Origin of the sequence: Novosphingobium sp., from assembly GCF_039595395.1 — a bacterium.
In the GTDB taxonomy this organism is placed as follows: Bacteria; Pseudomonadota; Alphaproteobacteria; order Sphingomonadales; family Sphingomonadaceae; genus Novosphingobium.
The window spans coordinates 1,059,622-1,077,138 of record NZ_JBCNLP010000001.1 but is presented as its reverse complement, the minus strand read 5'-3'; the positions used below and the strand labels follow the sequence as shown (position 1 = coordinate 1,077,138).

The following is a 17,517-nucleotide window of genomic DNA, read 5'->3' as shown; positions in this document are numbered from 1 at the left end:
TCGCGACCAGAGACGCATGGTCGCTTGGCTCAATAGCTGGCGTATATTACGGCGGCGTCACTCCGTGCCGTGCCAGGAAGGCGAAAATCGTATTCCACACATGGACGCTGATCTTGGGACCACTCACGCGGTGGGTGTAGCCGGGATACAGCATCATCTCGAAGGGCTTGGCCTCGGCCTGGAACTTGGCGATCAGCGCCGAAGAGTTCTCGAACACCACATTGTCATCCGACAGCCCATGGATCAGCAGCAGCGGATCGCTGATGTTGCTGGCCTTGCCCAGCACGCCAGCGGCATCATAGGCCGCCTTGTCCTTGCGGGGATCGCCCATATAGCGTTCGGTGTAATAGGTGTCGTAGAGCTTCCAGTCCGTCACCGGGGCGCCCGCGATGCCTGCCGCATAGAGCCCCTGATCGGCCGAGAGCATCTTCAGCGTCATATAGCCGCCATAGGACCAGCCATAGGTGGCGATCTTCTTGCCATCGACATAGGGCAGCGTCTTCAGGAAATTGGCACCATCGCGCTGGTCGGAGACCTCGATGCTGCCCATGGCGTGCCAGATCGCGCTTTCAAAATCGACGCCGCGATTGGGTGAGCCGCGATTGTCCAGCTCGAAATAGATGTAGCCCTTGGCGACGATGGCTTCGGCCAGCGGGCTGGTCCAGCCCTTGCTGACCACCTGCGAATGCGGGCCGCCGTAATGCTCGAAGAACACGGGGTAGACCTTGCCCGGCTGCATCACCGGCGTGATCATCTTGTAATGCAGATCGGTGCCGTCGGCTGCCTTGATGGTGCCGAAGGTCGGCGCACGATGAGCGGCCAGATAGGGCGCGTAGGGGTGGTCGCCCGAAACGCGGTTCTCTTCCACCCAGGTCAGGCGCTTGCCGGTGGTGTCGGCCAGATAGACCTGCGGCGGCTGGGCCGGCCCGCTGCGGGTGACCAGCAGCATCTGCGCGCTGCGGTCGATGCTGGCGCTGTTAGCAAAGCCGAGTTCGGTCAGGCGCTGCGGTTCGCCGCCATGGGCGTAGTTCAGCGCATAGACCTGCGGGGCCAGCACATCGTCCTTTGTGCCGGTGAAATAGAGCTTGCCGCCCTTCTCATCCACGCCATCCAGCGAGGTGACCACCCACGGGCCCTTGGTCAGTTGGGTCCACGTCCCTGCCTTGGGATCGAAGCGATAGAGATGGCCGAACCCATCACGCTCCGACCGCCAGATCAGCGTGCCGTCCTTGAGGAAGCGGTAATCGTCGGTGACGTTGAGCCACATCTTGGGGCGTGCGGTTTCGCTGAACAGCACGGTGGTCTGGCCGGTGGCCGGATCGGCCTTCAGCACATCCAGCTTCGTCTGGTCGCGGTTCTGGCGCTGCACATAGAGCGCCTTGCCATCGGGCGCCCAGTCGACGCGGGTGACATAGATGTCCTTGTCCGCCCCCAGATCGACCTCGACCTTACCCGAGCCATCGGCCTTCACAATCCAGATGCTGACCTCTGCATTGGGCGTGCCCGCCGCCGGATAGCGCTGGTCGAAGGTCTTGGTGCCGGTGGCGCCGATCGAGGTGCGCGTCACCACGCCGACATGGGCCTCATCGAAGCGCTCGATGGCGACCAGCTTGTCGCCGGGCGACCACCATGCGCCCTTGAAGCGCGCCATTTCTTCCTGAGCGACAAACTCCGCCTCGCCCCAATGGACGGTTTCGGAGGCCTCGGCGGGCGTGATCGCCTGCGCCTGACCGCCTGCCACGGGCACGACCCAGAAGCGGCGATCGCGCACGAAGGACACATATTTGCCCGAAGTGCTGAGCGCCGGGTTCAAAGGATCGGCCCCGGTCTCCAACTTCTGCACATGCCCATCAAGGCTGGCGAGATAGAGCGCGCCATCCAGCGGCACCAGAACGGCCTTGCTGTCCGCCGCCCAGCTATAGCTGATGATGCCCTTGAGATCGCCGACCCGAAGACGCTCACGCTGCATCTTCTCCGCTTCCGACAGCGCCGCGCCGCTGGACAGCGTCTTGCTGTCGATCAGCATCTTCCACTGGCCGCTCTTGCGGTCGAAGCCCCAGAGGTCATAGCGCTCGCGCTCATCGGCACGGGGGCGCAGCATGGTCAGCCAATGGCCATCGGGCGACAGCTTCACCCCGCGCGGCGTCGGGCCCGAAAGGCTGGGGCTGGCGAAAACGCGGTCCAGAGTCAGCACGCCGCTTTCCTGAGTCTGCGCCTTACTCACGCCCGCATCTCGCGCGGCAACGGGAACCGAGGCAACAAGACAGGTCGCTGCAAGCAGGGCAGCGGAAAAGCGGGCAAAATGCATGGCAAGGAGGCGTCCTCGGCAGAAATGGCGAAAGAAAAACAAAAAGGCGCCCTGGCTGGTGTAGCCGGGGCGCCTTCCTAGAACAGTCCGTTCTGTACCGCTAGCGGTAAGGCGATCAGCCTTCCTGGCGGGTGTCGCGACGCTCGGCGATACGAGCGCGCTTGCCGGTGCGGCCACGCAGATAGTACAGCTTGGCGCGACGCACGACACCGCGACGCACGACGGTGATCGAGTCGAGGTTGGGCGAGTAGAGCGGGAACACACGCTCCACGCCTTCACCGAACGACATCTTGCGCACGGTGAAGTTCGAGTTGATGCCGCGGTTCGAGCGGGCGATCACAACGCCTTCATAGGCCTGGACGCGGGTACGCTCGCCTTCAACAACGCGCACGCCGACGCGCACGGTGTCACCGGGACGGAATTCGGGAATGGTCTTGCCGGCCTTGGCAATTTCCTCGGCCTCGATCTGCTGAATCAGGTTCATCGACCTGTGTCCTTCTTTTCGCGCCGCGCGCCAGAGGCAGACTGACCCGGAACGCCACCATGGCGCTCCCATAGATCGGGCCTGCGTGACCGAGTATCATCCTCCGCCTGTTGTTTCCGCCAGGCAGCGATTTTTCCATGATCCCCCGATCGCAGCACTTCAGGGATCAATCGCCCTTCCCACTCAGGGGGTCGGGTGTAGTGGGGGTATTCAAGAAGGCCGCTTTCAAACGATTCTTCTTCCCCACTCAAGGCCGCGCCCATTACGCCGGGAAGCAGCCGAATGCAAGCATCAAGCAGCATCAAGGCCGCCGGTTCACCGCCCGAGAGGATGATGTCGCCCACGGAGACCTCTTCCACCTCGCGTCCGGCGAAAATTCTTTCGTCGAAACCCTCGAAACGGCCACACAGCACGATGACGCCGGGGCCCTGCGCCAGTTCGCGCACGCGGGCCTGAGTCAGCGGCTTGCCGCGCGGCGTCATGGCGATGACCGGGCGATTCGCCGGGCCGTTGTCGCGCGCATGATCCACGGCACGGGCCAGCACATCGACTTTCAGCACCATCCCTGCTCCACCGCCTGCGGGCGTATCGTCGACGGTGCGGTGCTTGTCCTGCGCGAAGTCGCGGATCTGCACGGCGTCGATGTCCCACTTGCCCTCTTCACGCGCGCGGCCAGCCAGGCTGACGCCCAGCGGTCCGGGGAACATGTCAGGGTAAAGGGTGAGGACGGTGGCGGAGAAGGTCATCAGCGTCTCCGCAAGGTGCCGATAAAGGAAAGCAGGAAAGCCGAGAGCAGCAGCGTACCGATCATCATCAAGGCAAACATCACGCTGCCATATGCCTGCGGGCACCCATCGGGATTGGCAGCTGAACAAAGCGAAGGATCAAACCGCATCCACACCGCCATCAGCGCCACCGCTACCGGCAGGGTGAAGGACGCCACCAGACGCTGCTTCAACGGCGACCAGCGCTTGTAGAACACGCGCACGCCCAGCAGCATGCCGCCTTGCAGCAGCAGGGACCACAGGAAGGTCATCACCAATGCGGGCATCATTCGGCCTTCCATACAGCGAGGAACATCATGCCCGACGAAACTGCCTCGCGACATGCCAGGCGAAAGGCATACCGATGGGAAAGCTGAGAAGCCCCGCCCACAAGAACGCCCCGATCGTGGCCATTTCGCCCTCAAATCCGCCGTGACCACCACCCCACAGATGCAGGTAAAGCAGCACTTCGATCAGAAAGGTCAGGGCTGTGGCCAGAAAGGCCGTCAGACCAAGGCTCAATTGCCCGCACAGGCAACCCATCACCGCTCCCCAGAACCCCGCCAGCACGAAAGTGCCCAGCACAGACTGGAGAATGCCAGCGATCATCTACCCCTCGGCGTAAGCCGCAGAGACGATCAGCCGTTCGTCATCCCATTCGGGCACGGCTTCCACGCGCATCGGCACCATAAAGCGGACGGGCTTGGCGCCATCCTCACCCTTGGGCTTCTCGATTTCCAGCACGTCACCCGCGCCGTAATTCTCGATGGCGATGACGGTACCCAAAGGCTCGCCCTCGCTGGAGACGGCAGGCAGGCCGAGCAGATCGGCGTGGTAATATTCGCCCTCGCCCAAGGGCGGCAGGGCATCGCGGGGCACGGTCAGCACCGTTCCGCGCAGGCGTTCAGCAGCAGTGCGGTCCGCGATCTCGGCGAAGCGGGCAATCGCCCCGCCCTTGCCGTCATCGCGCAGCACCTTAACCGTGAAGGCCCCTTCGTTGAAGGCGCGGTAGCGCTTGAGCCCCGCCACGCCTTCCCCGAACAGCTTGAGACGCACCTCGCCCGTGATGCCATGGGCGGCGGTTATGGCCGCCATGGTCACGGGCTTGGCACGCATGTCCGATTACTCGGAAGCAGCTTCGGCTTCAGCAGCCGGAGCGGCAGCAGCCTCAGCGGCGGCGGCAGCAGCGGCAGCAGCCTTCTCAGCCTTGTCCTCGGCGCGCTCGGTGGCCTTCTTGCCGGGAACAGCCTTGTTGGGGTTGTTGGTGGCAGCGCGTTCCTTGATGCCGGCCTTGTCCAGGATGCGGGCAACGCGGTCGGTCGGCTGGGCGCCAACGCCGAGCCAGTAACGCACGCGGTCCTCGATCAGGCGCACGCGGTTCTCGTCATCCTTGGCGAGGATCGGGTTGTAGGTGCCGACCTGCTCGAGGAACTTGCCGTCGCGGGGCGAGCGGCTGTTGGAGACGACGACCTTGTAGTAGGGGCGCTTCTTGGAACCGCCGCGCGACAGACGCATGGAAACCGACATTGCTGTTACCTTTCGATTTTAAACTGTTGAATAGACTGAATTAACGAAACTTATTTCTTGAAGAGCTTGGAGAGATCGGGCGCGCCACCGGCACCCAGACCCGGCAGGCCGCCAGCGCCGCCGAGACCACCAAGGCCCCCTGCACCGCCGCCGCCAAGACCGCCCATGCCGCCGCCACCCATGCCGCCAAGGCCACCCCCAAGGCCACCCTTGCCGAACAGCGCGGCGAGCCCGGACAGGCCGCCCATCTTCTTGATCTGCTTCATCGCGCGCTCCATTTCCTGGTGCATCTTGATGAGCTTGTTCACATCCTGAACCTGCACGCCGCTGCCCTTGGCAATGCGGATCTTGCGCTTGGCGTTCAGCAAATCGGGCTTGGCGCGCTCCTTGGGCGTCATCGAACCGATGACGGCATCCATGCGCAGCAGCACCTTGTCGTCCATGCCGCTCTGCTGCATCGCCGCCTTGGCCTTCTTCATGCCGGGCAGCATGCCAGCAAGCATGCCGAGGCCGCCCATCTTCTGCATCTGGCGCAGCTGGGTGCGCAGGTCGTTCATGTCGAACTGACCCTTGGCCATGCGCTGGGCCAGCTTTTCGGCGTCCTCGGCCTCAACCGCCTGCGCCGCCTTCTCGACCAGCGAGACAACGTCGCCCATGCCCAGGATGCGACCGGCGACGCGGCCCGGCTGGAACACCTCGAGGGCATCCAGCTTTTCGCCGGTGCCCGCAAACTTGATCGGCTTGCCGGTGACGGCGCGCATCGAGAGCGCCGCACCGCCGCGCGCATCGCCATCCATACGGGTGAGGATCACACCCGTCAGATCGACCTGGCCCGAGAAGGCCTGCGCCACGTTCACCGCATCCTGACCGGTCAGCGAATCGACGACCAGCAGGGTTTCCTTGGGGGTCGAGATGGCGGCAACCGCCTTCATCTCGTCCATCAACTGATCGTCGACATGCAGGCGGCCCGCGGTGTCGAGCATCAGCACGTCGATGGCCTGCAGCTTGGCGCTATGCAGCGCGCGCTCGGCAATGGCGGTCGGGGTCTGGCCGGCGATGATCGGCAGGGTGGCCACGCCCACCTGCTCGCCCAGCACCTTGAGCTGTTCCTGAGCGGCGGGGCGGTTGACGTCGAGCGACGCCATCAACACCTTCTTGCCCTGCTTTTCCTTCAGCAGCTTGGCCAGCTTGGCCGTGGTGGTGGTCTTGCCCGAGCCCTGCAGACCGACCATCAGGATGACGACCGGCGGCGCGGCGTTCAGATCAAGACCGGGGACATCCTGCCCACCCAGCATCTCGACCAGCGCGTCGTTGACGATCTTGATGACCTGCTGGCCCGGCGTCACCGAGCGCAGCACGTTGGAGCCGATGGCGGCTTCCGTCACGCCATCGATAAAGCGGCGCACCACCGGCAGGGCAACGTCGGCCTCCAGCAGGGCCATGCGCACTTCGCGCATGGCCTCGCGCACGTCAGCCTCGGTGAGCGCACCACGCCCACGCAGCTTGTCGAACACACCGCCAAGGCGATCGGACAGATTGTCGAACATGTCCTTGCCACTCCTGCCGGGCCGTTCCGGCGGGAAGCCGGATCACAAAGCCCATAACACGCCAAAAACGCCGGCGGGCGAAACCTCGCCGGCCAGCGTTCGCCGCATCATACGGAAAAACGCCGGCGGACGAAACCTCGTCAGCCAGCGTAACGCCCGGATGCAAGCGATACTCACTTCGCTGTCGCGATGGTGGAGCCAAGCGGGATCGAACCGCTGACCTCCTGCATGCCATGCAGGCGCTCTCCCAGCTGAGCTAAGGCCCCATATCCATCGGGATCAATATGTTAGGTTCAAAGTTTGGTGGAGCTAAGCGGGATCGAACCGCTGACCTCCTGCATGCCATGCAGGCGCTCTCCCAGCTGAGCTATAGCCCCGTAACCATTTGAACCGAAACGCCCCTGGGTGGTTCGTTCCGTCCCTGCCTTCCGGCCGGGCCGCCCCACTAGGAGGCAGGCCCGACCTTGGCAAGAAGTTTTTTCGCGGCGCTGTCAGAAAAATGAAAACTCCGCGAAAAACTCTTAAACTTCGTCCGGCTCGTCGTCGTGGCTGGCCACGCCCAGATCGTCGTCGCCGCCCAGATCGACGTCATTGTCCGGCGAATCGCCGTCATCGTCGATGTCCAGATCGTCCTCATCCGCCAGATCGCCATCGGGCGTTGCGGATTCCTTCTTCTGGATTTCCTCATAGGGGATGGGCTGCTTGCTCTTGAGCACCGGCTCGGGCGTCCAGGCATAGCCGCATTCGATGCAGGTAACCGGGTCGCTGTTGCCCAGGTCATAAAAGCGGGTGCCGCATTTCGGGCAACCGTGCTTGGCGCCCCATTCTGGCTTGACCATGCTGTTCCTCACTGATGCCGCCGGATGTGGCGGGCCCGCGCCTTCCGGCGCGGAAAAATAGCGTCATGATGCATTACGACGAAGGCGCAAAGCCCCCCGAAGCGCGACGCGCCTTGCCATAGCTGGTTCGCGCTGTCAAAAGCCGCGCGATTGGCGGTCTTGCAGCAGATATCTGGTGACGGGGCCGCACCCTGTCAACGTCCCACCAGAAAGATCGCCCGTGAGCCATTCCAGCCAGCCCCGCCCCCATACATTCACCCCCGGCGGGGCGCTGAAGGGGACGATCCGCGTCCCCGGCGACAAGTCGATCAGCCACCGCTCGATCATGCTGGGCGCGCTGGCCATCGGTGAAACCCGCGTGACCGGCCTGCTGGAGGGCGAGGATGTGATGTCCACCGCCGCCGCGATGCGCGCCATGGGCGCCACCATCGAAAAGCAGCCCGATGGCGAATGGGTGATCAATGGCGTGGGCGTGGGCGGGCTGCTCCAGCCTGAAACCGCTCTGGACATGGGCAACTCGGGCACCTCGACCCGCCTGCTGATGGGTCTGGTCTCCAGCCATGCCATCACCGCCACCTTCGTGGGTGACGCCAGCCTCTCCAAGCGCCCGATGGGCCGGGTGATCGATCCGCTCTCGACGATGGGCGCGCAGTTCACGGCGTCCGAGGGTGGCCGCCTGCCGCTGACCATGCAGGGCGCCCAGCCCGCCGTGCCGATCACCTATCGCCTGCCGGTGGCCAGCGCTCAGGTGAAGAGCGCGATTCTGCTGGCGGGGCTCAACACGCCGGGCATCACCACGGTGATCGAGCCCGTCCCCACCCGCGACCATTCCGAACGCATGCTCAAAGGCTTCGGCGCCAATCTGACCGTGGACACCAACGAGGATGGCGAGCGTGTGATTCGCATCCACGGCGAGGCGAACCTGACCGGCCAGACCATCGTCGTCCCCGGCGACCCTTCCTCCGCCGCTTTCTTCATCGTCGCCGCGCTGATCGTGCCGGGCAGCGACGTTTTGATCGAGAACGTCGGCCTCAACCCCACCCGCGCGGGGATCGTCGCCGTGCTGCGCCAGATGGGCGGCAGCATCGAGGAGGTGAACCCGCGCATCGTCGGCGGCGAGCCCGTGGCCGATCTGCGCGTGCGCCATTCCGCGCTGACGGGCATCGAGGTCGATCCCGCCGTCGTGCCCAGCATGGTCGATGAATTCCCCGTGCTCTTCGTGGCCGCCGCTCTGGCGCAAGGCCGCACGGTCTGCACCGGGCTGGAAGAGCTGCGCGTCAAGGAGTCGGACCGCATCACCGTGATGCGCGAGGCGCTCGAACTGGCCGGCGCCACGCTGCATGAAACCGAGGACGGCATGGTGATCGACGGCACGAATGGCGCGCCCCTGCCCGGCGGCAATGCCAGCCCGGTCGTCACCCATCTCGACCATCGAATCGCCATGAGCATGGCCATCGCGGGTGTTGCCAGCACGAAGGGCGTCACCATCGACGATGTCAGCCCCATCGCCACCAGCTTCCCCAATTTCATGCCGCTGCTCGCCGGGCTGGTTGCGGCCTGAGAAGGACGAAGAGATGATCATCGCCGTCGACGGCCCCACCGCTTCGGGCAAGGGCACCATCGCCAAGGCTCTGGCCGCGCATTTCAACCTGCCGCATCTCGACACCGGCCTGCTCTATCGCGCGGTCGGGCGGCAGGTGGCGCTGATCGGCGGCAATCCGGACGATGCGGGCGAAGCTCTGGCCGCCTGCGCCTTCCCCGATTCGCTGCTGGACGACCCGGAATTGCGCAGCGAGGCCAGCGGCGGCCTCGCCAGCCGCGTCTCGGTGCATCCGGCGGTGCGTCAGGCGCTCTATAACCGCCAGCGCGCCTTTGCCACGCAGGTTGGCGGCGCCGTGCTGGACGGGCGCGACATCGGCACGGTGATCGCACCGGAGGCTCCGGCCAAGCTGTTCATCATCGCCAGCCTCGAAGCGCGCGCCCAGCGCCGTTTTCTGGAGATGCGGACCCAGGGCCGCGCCATCACGCTGGAGGAGATCGCCGCCGATCTGGAAGCCCGCGACCGCCGCGACCGTGAGCGCACCGAGGCGCCCTTGCGCGCGGCTGACGATGCGGTCACGCTCGATACGTCCGATCTGGGCAAGGATGCCGCCATCGCCGCGGCCATCGCCCTGGTGGAGACCAAGGCCGACAAGGGCTTTGCCACCCCGCTGGCCTGAACCTCTCTGGCCTGAAAACAGAAATGGCGGGGTTTTACACCCCGCCATTCCGCGTCGATCAAGCTTGTCAGCCCGGCTTACTGATGGAAGCGGGCCTGGCCCTCGCTGGTCTGCACCGGGGGCTTCTTGGGGTGATGCTTGTGGTGCGCCTTCTTGGGGTGCTTGCGGCGCCATTCGGCCGCTTCCAGACGGTGCAGGCGCGTGCTGAGCGCGGTGATCTGCTCGCCATTGGCCGCAGCGGCATTCGCCGTGGCCTGCGCCTGCTGAGCCGCAGCGCCCGCACCCTGAGCCGCGCTGCCTGCCGCATCGGCGGTGCCCTGCGCGTGCTGGGCGGCCGTGCCGGCAGCCTCAGCCGTACCCTGAGCCCGCGCTGCGTCGGCCTGGCCCTTCTGGCCTTCGACGAAAGCCTGATCGGCGCGTGCCTGCGCCCGCTTCACCGAACCCGTGGTGGCACAACCGCCCAGAGCCAGCGAACCAGCCACCACGATCAACGCGAACTTGCCAAAATGTGCCTTCATAAGGTCGTATCCTCTTGTGACAGAATGTCGCGATCCGTCGCGAGAAAGGCACCCGCCAGCCTAGCCCGGAGATGAACGAGCAACAAAACGCGGGATCAGGTGCCCCGTTACAAAGATGAACCGAGATTTCCGGGGGCGAATCATCGAGAATCGCTCAATCGACCCTCCGAAACCCGCCAATTTCCTTGCATTTCGTACAGGATTGGCTTAGTGCGCCGCCCGTTCGTACCGGCATCTGCCTGTGCGAATACCCATGACGGCATACGGCCCCATGGGTGGTTCGGCCCTTTTTGGCCCATTTGCCGCATGGTGTGGCAGGTGGAGGAAAGACCGGCGGATACAACCGCCTGGCCGGAAACATCGACACCAAGGACTCTTTTATGAGCACCCCCTCGCGCGACGATTTTGCCGCGCTTCTTGATGAAACCCTGGGCGGCGCCGCCGCCGGCGGCTTTGAAGGCCGCGTGGTCAAGGGCACCATCACCGCCATCGAAAACGACAAGGCCGTCATCGACGTGGGCCTGAAGAGCGAGGGCCGCGTTGCCCTGCGCGAATTCGCCGCCCCCGGTCAGCCGCACGGCCTGAAGGTCGGTGACGAAGTCGAAGTCTACGTTGACCGCGTCGAGAACGCCGAAGGCGAAGCCATGCTGTCGCGCGACCGCGCGCGCCGCGAAGCCGCCTGGGACAAGCTCGAGAACGAGTTCGGCGAAGGCAAGCGCGTTGAAGGCGTGATCTTCGGCCGCGTGAAGGGTGGCTTCACCGTCGATCTCGACGGCGCCGTGGCCTTCCTGCCCGGTTCGCAGGTCGACATCCGCCCCGTGCGCGACGTCACCCCGCTGATGGACGTGCCGCAGCCCTTCCAGATCCTGAAGATGGACCGCCGCCGCGGCAACATCGTCGTGTCGCGCCGCGCCGTGCTCGAAGAGACCCGCGCCGAGCAGCGTTCGGGCCTGATCCAGAACCTGGCCGAAGGCCAGATCATCGATGGCGTCGTCAAGAACATCACCGACTACGGTGCGTTCGTCGACCTGGGCGGCATCGACGGCCTGCTGCATGTCACCGACATGAGCTACAAGCGCGTCAACCACCCGAGCGAAGTGATCGCCATCGGCGACACCGTCCGCGTGCAGATCGTCCGCATCAACCACGACACGCAGCGCATCAGCCTCGGCATGAAGCAGCTTGAGTCGGATCCGTGGGATGGCGTGGCCGCCAAGTACCCCGTCGGCGCCAAGCTGCGCGGCACCGTCACCAACATCACCGAATACGGCGCCTTCGTGGAGCTGGAGCCCGGCATCGAAGGCCTGGTGCACGTTTCGGAAATGTCCTGGACCAAGAAGAACGTCCACCCCGGCAAGATCGTCTCGACCTCGCAGGAAGTCGACGTGCTGGTGCTGGAAGTCGATTCGGACAAGCGCCGCATCTCGCTCGGCCTCAAGCAGGCCCAGCAGAACCCCTGGGAAGCTTTCGCCGAGCGTCACCCCGTTGGTTCGAACGTCGAGGGCGAAGTCAAGAACGCCACCGAATTCGGCCTGTTCATCGGTCTGGATGGCGACGTGGACGGCATGGTCCACATGTCGGACATCGCCTGGGGCATCTCGGGTGAAGACGCGCTGGCCCTGCACCGCAAGGGTGAGCAGGTTTCGGCCGTGGTTCTCGATGTCGACGTCGAGAAGGAGCGCATCTCGCTCGGCATGAAGCAGCTCGAGAAGGGTGCTCCCGCCGCTGGCGTCACCGCCGCCGGCTCGAACCTGAAGCGCAACGAAGTCGTCACCGTGACGGTTCTGGAAGTGCGCGACGGCGGTCTGGAAGTCCAGGCTGGCGAAGATGGTGCCACCGGCTTCATCAAGCGTTCGGATCTGGGCCGCGACCGCGACGAGCAGCGCCCCGACCGCTTCCAGGTCGGCCAGAAGATCGACGCCATGGTCACCGGTTTCGACCGTTCGAAGAAGCCCAGCTTCTCGATCAAGGCGCGTCAGCTGCACGAAGAGAAGGAAGCTGTGGAACAGTACGGTTCCTCGGATGCCGGCGCTTCGCTGGGCGACATCCTGGGCGCCGCTCTGAAGGGCGCCAAGTAAGCTTTAACGCTTACCGGCACCTTCAGGCTGCAGCCTGAAAAGAAGACCCGCCCGGACATGCTCCGGGCGGGTTTTTCTTTGGCCGGCCCATGCCTATATTGGCTGCCATGCAAGCCAGTTGCCAATGCGGCGCCCTCGCCGCCACCCTCCCCGGCCCCAGTGACCAGATCGTCGCCTGCCATTGCCGCGCCTGCCAGAGGCGCAGCGGATCGCCCTTCGGCGTGGTGGCCTATTATCCGGCGGATCGGTTGGTTCTGACCGGGGAGCCCTCCACCTATGTCAGGATCGCCGACAGCGGGGGCAGCTTCACCACCTTCTTCTGCCCTACCTGCGGCACGACCCTGTGGTGCACCATCGACCTCAAGCCCGGCATGATCGGCATCCCGGTGGGCGCCATCGAGGACAAGACCGCCTTCGCCCCCGTTCGTTCGGTGTGGGAGGAGACCATGCACCCATGGGTCGCCATGCCCACCGACATTCCCCATTATCTCAAAGGACGCGCGTCATGACCCACACCCTGACAGTCCACCAGTTCCCCTGCCTCTCCGACAATTACGGCTTCCTGCTGCACGATGAGGCCAGCGGCGAAACCGTCGCCATCGATACACCTGATGGCGAGGAATACCTCCGCCAGGCCGAAGCCAAGGGCTGGCGCATCACCCAGATCTGGAACACCCACTGGCACAAGGACCACGCCGGCGGGAACCTGACCATCAAGCAGGCCACCGGCGCCACCATCACCGCCCCCGCCGGAGACGCCGCCAAGATCGAGGGCGTGGACCGCACGGTCGATCAGGGCGATACGGTAACGCTGGGGGCGTATCAGGCGCAGGTCATCAATGTGGGCGGCCATACGCTGGGCCATATCGCCTATCACCTGCCCGAAGCGGGAATCGCCTTCGTGGGCGATTCGCTGTTCGCTCTGGGCTGCGGGCGGATGTTCGAGGGCACGCCTCAGCAGTTCTGGGACAGCCTCTCGCGCCTGAAAGCCTTGCCCGCGCGGACGCAGCTCTATTGCGCGCATGAATATACTCAGTCGAACGCGCGTTTCGCGGTGCATGCCGATCCGGAGAATGACGCTCTGGCGGATTACGCGGCGGCGGTGGACGCGGCACGTTCGGCAGGCCGGGCCACGGTGCCCTTCGTGCTGGAGCGCGAGCTGGAGACCAATCCGTTCCTCAGGGCCGACGACAGCGCTCTGGCGGAGCGTTGGGGGGGCGGAGATGCCGTGGCGGTGTTCGCTGCGCTCAGAGAGGCCAAGAATTCGTTTTAAGAAGGAAGGAAGATGCGAGGGGGTTACCCCCTCGCGCTCCCGGAACGTCTTCCGACGATAGGATAACGGTTCCCGGTCGTTGTGCCACACCTATCCACCTGCACCACCTAGGGCGCCGCAGGCATGAAAGCCGATGGGACTGCGCTGTGGTTTCCTGCCTGCGGCGCTGCAAGCTTTGCGCAAGGCCGAACCCGATGCGCAACGTAGACATTCATGGGAGCGCGAGGGGATAATCCCCTCGCATTTCCTCTTCCGACTTTCTGACCCCTGAAACGAAAAAACCCCCGCCAAACGGCGAGGGCTTTTCACGTTCGCAAACCGAGCGACAAATCAGATCGAAGCGATCGCGCTATCGACCTGAGCCTTGTCGTTGGCAGCGCTATAGCCACCGGCGATCAGGCCACGAGCGGCGCTGGTCGCGGCCTCGGCGGCCTTGACGCGCAGCTGGGCGACGGCACCGCGCTCGGCGGCCTCGATCTTGTCGGAGGCCATCTTCTCGCGGCGGGCGATCACGTCGGTCGTGTCGCTTTCCGCCTTGGCGACGATGGCTTCCGCCTCCGCCTTGGCGTGGGCGAGCATGGCGGCCGCGTCCTTCTCGGCGTTGGCGATGCGCGCGGCGTATTCAGCCTTCAGCGCCTCGGCGTCGGCGCGCAGCGCCTTGGCTTCGTCGAGCTGCTTGCGGATCTCGGCAATCGAGTTGTCGAGGCCCTTGGTCAGCACGCCCGGCACCTTGAGCACCAGCATGACGACGATCAGCACGGCCATCGAGAGCGCCACCCACATCGGCGGGGTCAGGCCCAGCGCGGTGGGTTCGGCGGCTTCGCTGGCGGCTTCGGCCAGAACGATCAGGCTCAGGTCAGCCATGGAGAGCTTCCTTCACAGCGGCGCGGGCGGTGTCTTCGCCCACGGTGATACCGGCCAGACGCTGGGCGATGTCGCCAGCGGCCTGAGCGGCCACGGTTTCGATTTCGGCCATGGCGCTGGTCACGGCGGCACCGATGCGCGCTTCGGCATCGGCGACGCGGGCGTCGATGACGCTGGCGGCGGCGTGCAGGCGGGCTTCGGAGGCCTGAGCGGCATCGTGCTTGGCGGCGGCGATCAGGGCGTGAGCCTTGGCGCGCTGCTGGGCGGCGGTGGCCTGCCAACCGGCATCGGCACCTTCGGCGGCGCGGCGGGCAGCCTCGGCGTGAGCGAGATCGGCGGCGATCTGGCTGTCACGGGCGGCCATGGTTTCCATCACCTTGGGCACCATGCCCTTGCCGATGACGAAAAACACGAAGCCGAAGAAAATCAGCACCCAGAAGATCTGGCTGGCATAGGTTTCGGCGAGCTGGGATATCTGGGGCATCGTCAGTGTCCGGTGTCGTAGGCGCCTTGCCCGTTAAGGACGTCAGCGCAGGCGTAAGCCGGGGAAGCTGGATAGAAAGGAGCCGGGGCGTGCAGGGTGAACCCGCATGCCCCGGCCCTTTTCGAACCTGCTTAGGCGACGAAGATCAGGATCATCGCGACGACGAACGACAGCAGACCCAGAAGTTCGGCGGCGGCGAAGCCGATGAACAGGCGGCCCTGCTGGCCGTCGGCAGCGCCGGGGTTGCGCAGAGCGCTTTCCAGGAACGAACCGAAGACGTTACCCACGCCGATGGCGGCGATACCGGCACCGATGGCGGCCAGACCGGCACCGACGAGCTTGGCGGCAGTTGCGTCCATTTCAGTAACTCCTTGTTTCGTAAATTCTTGCAGGTTGAACAGTAACTTAGTGAAGATTCTCGGCGTCGTTGAGATACAGCGAGGTCAACAGCGCGAAAACATAGGCCTGAATGCCGGCGACCAGGATTTCCAGGGCGCAGATGGCAATCATCAGAAGGAAGCTGGGCAGACCCACCACGCCGCCCCACAGCAGGCCCGAATTGGCCGAGCTGATGACGAAGCTGGAGAGCACCTCAAGCAGAACGTGGCCGGCCATCATCGCGACGAAAAGACGCAGCGCGAGAGAGAAAGGACGCACGAGGAAGGAGATCAGCTCGATGATCGGGATCAGCCACAGCAGCCACACCGGCGTGCCATGCGGCACGAAGAGGCTGAAGAAATGCAGCTTGTGCTTGGCGAAGCCGACGATCAGCACGATCGAGAAAGACAGGATCGCCAGCACGCCCGTGACCGAGAAGTGGCTGGTGAAGGTGAAGGGATGCACGCCAAGCAGGCTCAGCGGCAGCAGGCCCAGAATGTTGGCGAACAGGATGAACATGAACAGCGAGAAGATGTAAGGCACATACTTCTTGCCATTGGGGCCGATGTTGGCGGCCAGCAGGCCATCGATGAAGCCGGTCATGGTTTCGACCGCCATCTGCCAGCGGCCGGGAACCAGCGCGCGCTTCATGCCGCCTGCCACGAAAATCCACAGCGCCACGGTGGTGATCGCCATCCACAGCGCGGAATTGGTGAAGGCAATGTTGTGACCGGCGATGGCCCAATGATCGGTGCCGAAAAGCGGCTCGATCTTGAACTGCGCCATGGGATCGACACGACCGTGTTCCGCCACGTTTTACGCCCTCATACCTATGTGGGCCCTGCCCGAGGGTGGCCGGGAATGCCGCTTGCGAGGCATTGTCCTGCCGCCGATCGCCCGCTCCTTTGCGAGAGATCAGCCCTGGGAAGAGCCGGAAATCCGGAAGATGTTTCTGAAAGCGACAAAAGCGCCGAGCGCCATCACCACCAGCAGACCCCAGTGCGACTTCCTCCCAATGGCCTGGTCGATGACCCAGCCAATGAAAGCTCCGCCGCCGATCCCCCCGATCAGCTCGGCCAGAACACGGCTTCCCATGCGGTAATTCGCATCGGCCTCCGCGCCCGCCGTTGGCTTGGTCCGCGCTTCCTCGCGCTCGCGCACGGCTTTGATCCGTTCGTCGAGCGCTGTCATGCGCTGGTCTTCGCCAACAGGGTTCCGTGCGTTTGTATCGTCTTCCATGTCTTTCGTCCCGGCCACTAAGGCCCTGAGGGGTCTAACACATGGGCAACGCTCGCCCGCCCGGGGCGCTGTGGCCCTTAAGCGGGGGGTGCATCCAAGTCAACCGCCCGTGGCGGTCGGTGATGGGTCGAAAGTGGGAAGCGATGCCGGCGTTGCAAGGGGCCGAGCCGGAGCCGGGGCAAAAAATTCCCTTGAAAGCGACTGATTTCCGGCCCTTCGCGCCGCTTTGTCGCGGGAAAAGCGGGAGAAAGGGTTTGTAAACGCTTTGCACAGCTCATGACAATTTCACGGCAAAGCTGTCACACCGTCCCACGCGCAAAAGGCCCGATGCAAGCCTCGGACATCTAGGACAGCTTTGCCCGCAGCCCCATACGCGAATCGCCCGATTGCCCTTGATCGGGGCAACCGGGCGATGCGTTGCTTTCCAAAAGCTGAAGGTCAGCCGGGGCAACGCGCATCGCGCAGCGGCTTCTCGCCGCCGCGCGTGTGCCACTGGCCGTCGGTGCCCATGTACTTCTCGCCGGGGCTGGTCTTCTCGATCAGATTGCAGCCGGTGGTGAAGGCATAGGCCTCGATCGTCACGCCCTGCTCCTTGGCGTGCTGGGCATAGACCGACTTGCGCTTGATGTTGAGGTCCTCGACCATGCGGGCCACCGGCGCGGGCGCCGAGCCCACCGCCCCCAGATAGCCGGTGGGCAGCTCACCCACCTGCCCGGCCGAGCGCGCGGCGGCATAGGCCGGGTCGCGGTCCTGCGCATAGGCGGGCCCGGAAGCCATAGCACTCAGGGTGACTGCAGCCAGAGCGGCAGCGATAACGAAACCCTTGGCCATCAGAAGATATCCTTGTTCTTGTCCACCGTCTGCTGGACGTCGGGTGCCAGCTTGTAGACGACATCCTGTTCGATCTTGATGTTCAGCTCGATGACGATCGCCTTGTCGGGCGCGTTGAGCGTGATGCACCCTGCCGTCATCACCGAGCCTGCCATCACAGCCGC

22 protein-coding genes and 2 tRNA genes are annotated in these 17,517 nt (G+C 64.6%); 5 read left to right on the top strand and 19 right to left on the bottom strand.

What is annotated here, in order from left to right; genetic code table 11:
• Positions 1-46: 46 nt before the first annotated feature.
• The 11 genes from ABDW49_RS05130 to ABDW49_RS05080 form a co-directional block, all read right to left on the bottom strand.
• The gene (locus ABDW49_RS05130; RefSeq protein ID WP_343610201.1) at positions 47-2,308 is read right to left on the bottom strand and encodes a DPP IV N-terminal domain-containing protein; all 2,262 of its coding nucleotides are present in this window, start codon (positions 2,306-2,308) and stop codon (positions 47-49) included.
• 115 nt (positions 2,309-2,423) lie between these two features.
• Positions 2,424-2,792 (bottom strand): 50S ribosomal protein L19, encoded by a 369-nt coding sequence (gene rplS, locus ABDW49_RS05125; RefSeq protein ID WP_206238658.1) that lies wholly within the window; start codon positions 2,790-2,792, stop codon positions 2,424-2,426.
• On the bottom strand, positions 2,789-3,538 hold the full coding sequence (gene trmD / locus ABDW49_RS05120) for a tRNA (guanosine(37)-N1)-methyltransferase TrmD (RefSeq protein WP_343610200.1): 750 nt from the start codon (positions 3,536-3,538) through the stop codon (positions 2,789-2,791). The genes rplS and trmD overlap by 4 nt, the downstream gene beginning before the upstream one ends.
• A complete protein-coding gene (locus ABDW49_RS05115; protein ID WP_343610199.1) occupies positions 3,538-3,846 on the bottom strand; it encodes a hypothetical protein in 309 nt (102 codons plus the stop codon). The genes trmD and ABDW49_RS05115 overlap by 1 nt, the downstream gene beginning before the upstream one ends.
• 25 nt (positions 3,847-3,871) lie before the next feature.
• Complete coding sequence (locus ABDW49_RS05110) at positions 3,872-4,165, bottom strand: hypothetical protein (protein WP_343610198.1); 294 nt, start codon at positions 4,163-4,165, stop codon at positions 3,872-3,874.
• Positions 4,166-4,672 (bottom strand): ribosome maturation factor RimM, encoded by a 507-nt coding sequence (rimM, locus tag ABDW49_RS05105; protein ID WP_343610197.1) that lies wholly within the window; start codon positions 4,670-4,672, stop codon positions 4,166-4,168.
• A 6-nt stretch (positions 4,673-4,678) separates the two neighbouring features.
• Positions 4,679-5,083: a 30S ribosomal protein S16 gene (rpsP, locus tag ABDW49_RS05100; protein ID WP_343610196.1), complete on the bottom strand. Its 405-nt coding sequence runs from the start codon at positions 5,081-5,083 to the stop codon at positions 4,679-4,681.
• A gap of 50 nt (positions 5,084-5,133) precedes the next feature.
• Positions 5,134-6,630: a signal recognition particle protein gene (gene ffh, locus ABDW49_RS05095; RefSeq protein WP_343610195.1), complete on the bottom strand. Its 1,497-nt coding sequence runs from the start codon at positions 6,628-6,630 to the stop codon at positions 5,134-5,136.
• A gap of 190 nt (positions 6,631-6,820) precedes the next feature.
• Positions 6,821-6,896 (bottom strand) — tRNA-Ala (locus ABDW49_RS05090).
• Between the two features lie 35 nt (positions 6,897-6,931).
• Positions 6,932-7,007, bottom strand: a tRNA-Ala gene (locus tag ABDW49_RS05085).
• 144 nt (positions 7,008-7,151) lie between these two features.
• A complete protein-coding gene (locus ABDW49_RS05080; protein ID WP_343610194.1) occupies positions 7,152-7,469 on the bottom strand; it encodes a TIGR02300 family protein in 318 nt (105 codons plus the stop codon).
• Between the two features lie 220 nt (positions 7,470-7,689).
• On the opposite strand from ABDW49_RS05080, the gene aroA reads away from it, so the two are divergent.
• Positions 7,690-9,030 carry a 3-phosphoshikimate 1-carboxyvinyltransferase gene (gene aroA / locus ABDW49_RS05075; RefSeq protein ID WP_343610193.1) on the top strand — a complete coding sequence of 447 codons (1,341 nt, stop codon included), beginning with the start codon at positions 7,690-7,692 and terminating at the stop codon, positions 9,028-9,030.
• 13 nt (positions 9,031-9,043) lie between these two features.
• Positions 9,044-9,688: a (d)CMP kinase gene (locus ABDW49_RS05070; RefSeq protein ID WP_343610192.1), complete on the top strand. Its 645-nt coding sequence runs from the start codon at positions 9,044-9,046 to the stop codon at positions 9,686-9,688.
• A 77-nt stretch (positions 9,689-9,765) separates the two neighbouring features.
• On the opposite strand, the gene ABDW49_RS05065 is transcribed toward ABDW49_RS05070, so the two are convergent.
• Positions 9,766-10,206 (bottom strand): hypothetical protein, encoded by a 441-nt coding sequence (locus ABDW49_RS05065; RefSeq protein WP_343610190.1) that lies wholly within the window; start codon positions 10,204-10,206, stop codon positions 9,766-9,768.
• Positions 10,207-10,586: 380 nt separating this feature from the next.
• On the opposite strand from ABDW49_RS05065, the gene rpsA reads away from it, so the two are divergent.
• The 3 genes from rpsA to gloB all read left to right on the top strand — a co-directional run bounded on the left by rpsA (position 10,587) and on the right by gloB (position 13,557).
• Positions 10,587-12,284, top strand: coding sequence for a 30S ribosomal protein S1 (gene rpsA, locus ABDW49_RS05060; protein WP_343610189.1), 1,698 nt, complete (start codon positions 10,587-10,589; stop codon positions 12,282-12,284).
• 107 nt (positions 12,285-12,391) lie between these two features.
• Positions 12,392-12,793 carry a GFA family protein gene (locus ABDW49_RS05055; RefSeq protein WP_343610188.1) on the top strand — a complete coding sequence of 134 codons (402 nt, stop codon included), beginning with the start codon at positions 12,392-12,394 and terminating at the stop codon, positions 12,791-12,793.
• Positions 12,790-13,557, top strand: a complete 768-nt coding sequence (gloB, locus tag ABDW49_RS05050) for a hydroxyacylglutathione hydrolase (RefSeq protein WP_343610187.1) — start codon at positions 12,790-12,792, stop codon at positions 13,555-13,557. The genes ABDW49_RS05055 and gloB overlap by 4 nt, the downstream gene beginning before the upstream one ends.
• A 330-nt stretch (positions 13,558-13,887) precedes the next feature.
• Here the strand turns inward: gloB and ABDW49_RS05045 are convergent, their stop codons facing one another.
• The 7 genes from ABDW49_RS05045 to ABDW49_RS05015 form a co-directional block, all read right to left on the bottom strand.
• A complete protein-coding gene (locus ABDW49_RS05045) occupies positions 13,888-14,421 on the bottom strand; it encodes a hypothetical protein (RefSeq protein WP_343610186.1) in 534 nt (177 codons plus the stop codon).
• Positions 14,414-14,905: an ATPase gene (locus tag ABDW49_RS05040; protein ID WP_343610184.1), complete on the bottom strand. Its 492-nt coding sequence runs from the start codon at positions 14,903-14,905 to the stop codon at positions 14,414-14,416. Before ABDW49_RS05040 ends, ABDW49_RS05045 begins: the two co-directional genes overlap by 8 nt.
• A 131-nt stretch (positions 14,906-15,036) precedes the next feature.
• Positions 15,037-15,264: a F0F1 ATP synthase subunit C gene (locus ABDW49_RS05035; protein WP_068091796.1), complete on the bottom strand. Its 228-nt coding sequence runs from the start codon at positions 15,262-15,264 to the stop codon at positions 15,037-15,039.
• 46 nt (positions 15,265-15,310) lie between these two features.
• A complete protein-coding gene (locus ABDW49_RS05030; protein WP_343610181.1) occupies positions 15,311-16,096 on the bottom strand; it encodes a F0F1 ATP synthase subunit A in 786 nt (261 codons plus the stop codon).
• A 102-nt stretch (positions 16,097-16,198) separates the two neighbouring features.
• The gene (locus tag ABDW49_RS05025; protein ID WP_343610179.1) at positions 16,199-16,522 is read right to left on the bottom strand and encodes an AtpZ/AtpI family protein; all 324 of its coding nucleotides are present in this window, start codon (positions 16,520-16,522) and stop codon (positions 16,199-16,201) included.
• A gap of 438 nt (positions 16,523-16,960) precedes the next feature.
• Positions 16,961-17,353: a YdbL family protein gene (locus ABDW49_RS05020; RefSeq protein WP_343610177.1), complete on the bottom strand. Its 393-nt coding sequence runs from the start codon at positions 17,351-17,353 to the stop codon at positions 16,961-16,963.
• Positions 17,353-17,508: a YnbE family lipoprotein gene (locus ABDW49_RS05015; RefSeq protein ID WP_206242759.1), complete on the bottom strand. Its 156-nt coding sequence runs from the start codon at positions 17,506-17,508 to the stop codon at positions 17,353-17,355. The genes ABDW49_RS05020 and ABDW49_RS05015 overlap by 1 nt, the downstream gene beginning before the upstream one ends.
• Positions 17,509-17,517 lie beyond the last annotated feature (9 nt).

Excerpts from the sequence above, each read along its gene's own strand:
- ABDW49_RS05130 (WP_343610201.1), bottom strand. The coding sequence starts at position 2,308 with ATGCATTTTGCCCGCTTTTCCGCTGCCCTGCTTGCAGCGACCTGTCTT.
- rplS (WP_206238658.1), bottom strand. The coding sequence starts at position 2,792 with ATGAACCTGATTCAGCAGATCGAGGCCGAGGAAATTGCCAAGGCCGGC.
- trmD (WP_343610200.1), bottom strand. The coding sequence starts at position 3,538 with ATGACCTTCTCCGCCACCGTCCTCACCCTTTACCCTGACATGTTCCCC.
- ABDW49_RS05115 (WP_343610199.1), bottom strand. The coding sequence starts at position 3,846 with ATGATGCCCGCATTGGTGATGACCTTCCTGTGGTCCCTGCTGCTGCAA.
- ABDW49_RS05110 (WP_343610198.1), bottom strand. The coding sequence starts at position 4,165 with ATGATCGCTGGCATTCTCCAGTCTGTGCTGGGCACTTTCGTGCTGGCG.
- rimM (WP_343610197.1), bottom strand. The coding sequence starts at position 4,672 with ATGCGTGCCAAGCCCGTGACCATGGCGGCCATAACCGCCGCCCATGGC.
- rpsP (WP_343610196.1), bottom strand. The coding sequence starts at position 5,083 with ATGTCGGTTTCCATGCGTCTGTCGCGCGGCGGTTCCAAGAAGCGCCCC.
- ffh (WP_343610195.1), bottom strand. The coding sequence starts at position 6,630 with ATGTTCGACAATCTGTCCGATCGCCTTGGCGGTGTGTTCGACAAGCTG.
- ABDW49_RS05080 (WP_343610194.1), bottom strand. The coding sequence starts at position 7,469 with ATGGTCAAGCCAGAATGGGGCGCCAAGCACGGTTGCCCGAAATGCGGC.
- ABDW49_RS05070 (WP_343610192.1), top strand. The coding sequence starts at position 9,044 with ATGATCATCGCCGTCGACGGCCCCACCGCTTCGGGCAAGGGCACCATC.
- ABDW49_RS05065 (WP_343610190.1), bottom strand. The coding sequence starts at position 10,206 with ATGAAGGCACATTTTGGCAAGTTCGCGTTGATCGTGGTGGCTGGTTCG.
- rpsA (WP_343610189.1), top strand. The coding sequence starts at position 10,587 with ATGAGCACCCCCTCGCGCGACGATTTTGCCGCGCTTCTTGATGAAACC.
- ABDW49_RS05055 (WP_343610188.1), top strand. The coding sequence starts at position 12,392 with ATGCAAGCCAGTTGCCAATGCGGCGCCCTCGCCGCCACCCTCCCCGGC.
- gloB (WP_343610187.1), top strand. The coding sequence starts at position 12,790 with ATGACCCACACCCTGACAGTCCACCAGTTCCCCTGCCTCTCCGACAAT.
- ABDW49_RS05045 (WP_343610186.1), bottom strand. The coding sequence starts at position 14,421 with ATGGCTGACCTGAGCCTGATCGTTCTGGCCGAAGCCGCCAGCGAAGCC.
- ABDW49_RS05040 (WP_343610184.1), bottom strand. The coding sequence starts at position 14,905 with ATGCCCCAGATATCCCAGCTCGCCGAAACCTATGCCAGCCAGATCTTC.
- ABDW49_RS05035 (WP_068091796.1), bottom strand. The coding sequence starts at position 15,264 with ATGGACGCAACTGCCGCCAAGCTCGTCGGTGCCGGTCTGGCCGCCATC.
- ABDW49_RS05025 (WP_343610179.1), bottom strand. The coding sequence starts at position 16,522 with ATGGAAGACGATACAAACGCACGGAACCCTGTTGGCGAAGACCAGCGC.
- ABDW49_RS05020 (WP_343610177.1), bottom strand. The coding sequence starts at position 17,353 with ATGGCCAAGGGTTTCGTTATCGCTGCCGCTCTGGCTGCAGTCACCCTG.
- ABDW49_RS05015 (WP_206242759.1), bottom strand. The coding sequence starts at position 17,508 with ATGGCAGGCTCGGTGATGACGGCAGGGTGCATCACGCTCAACGCGCCC.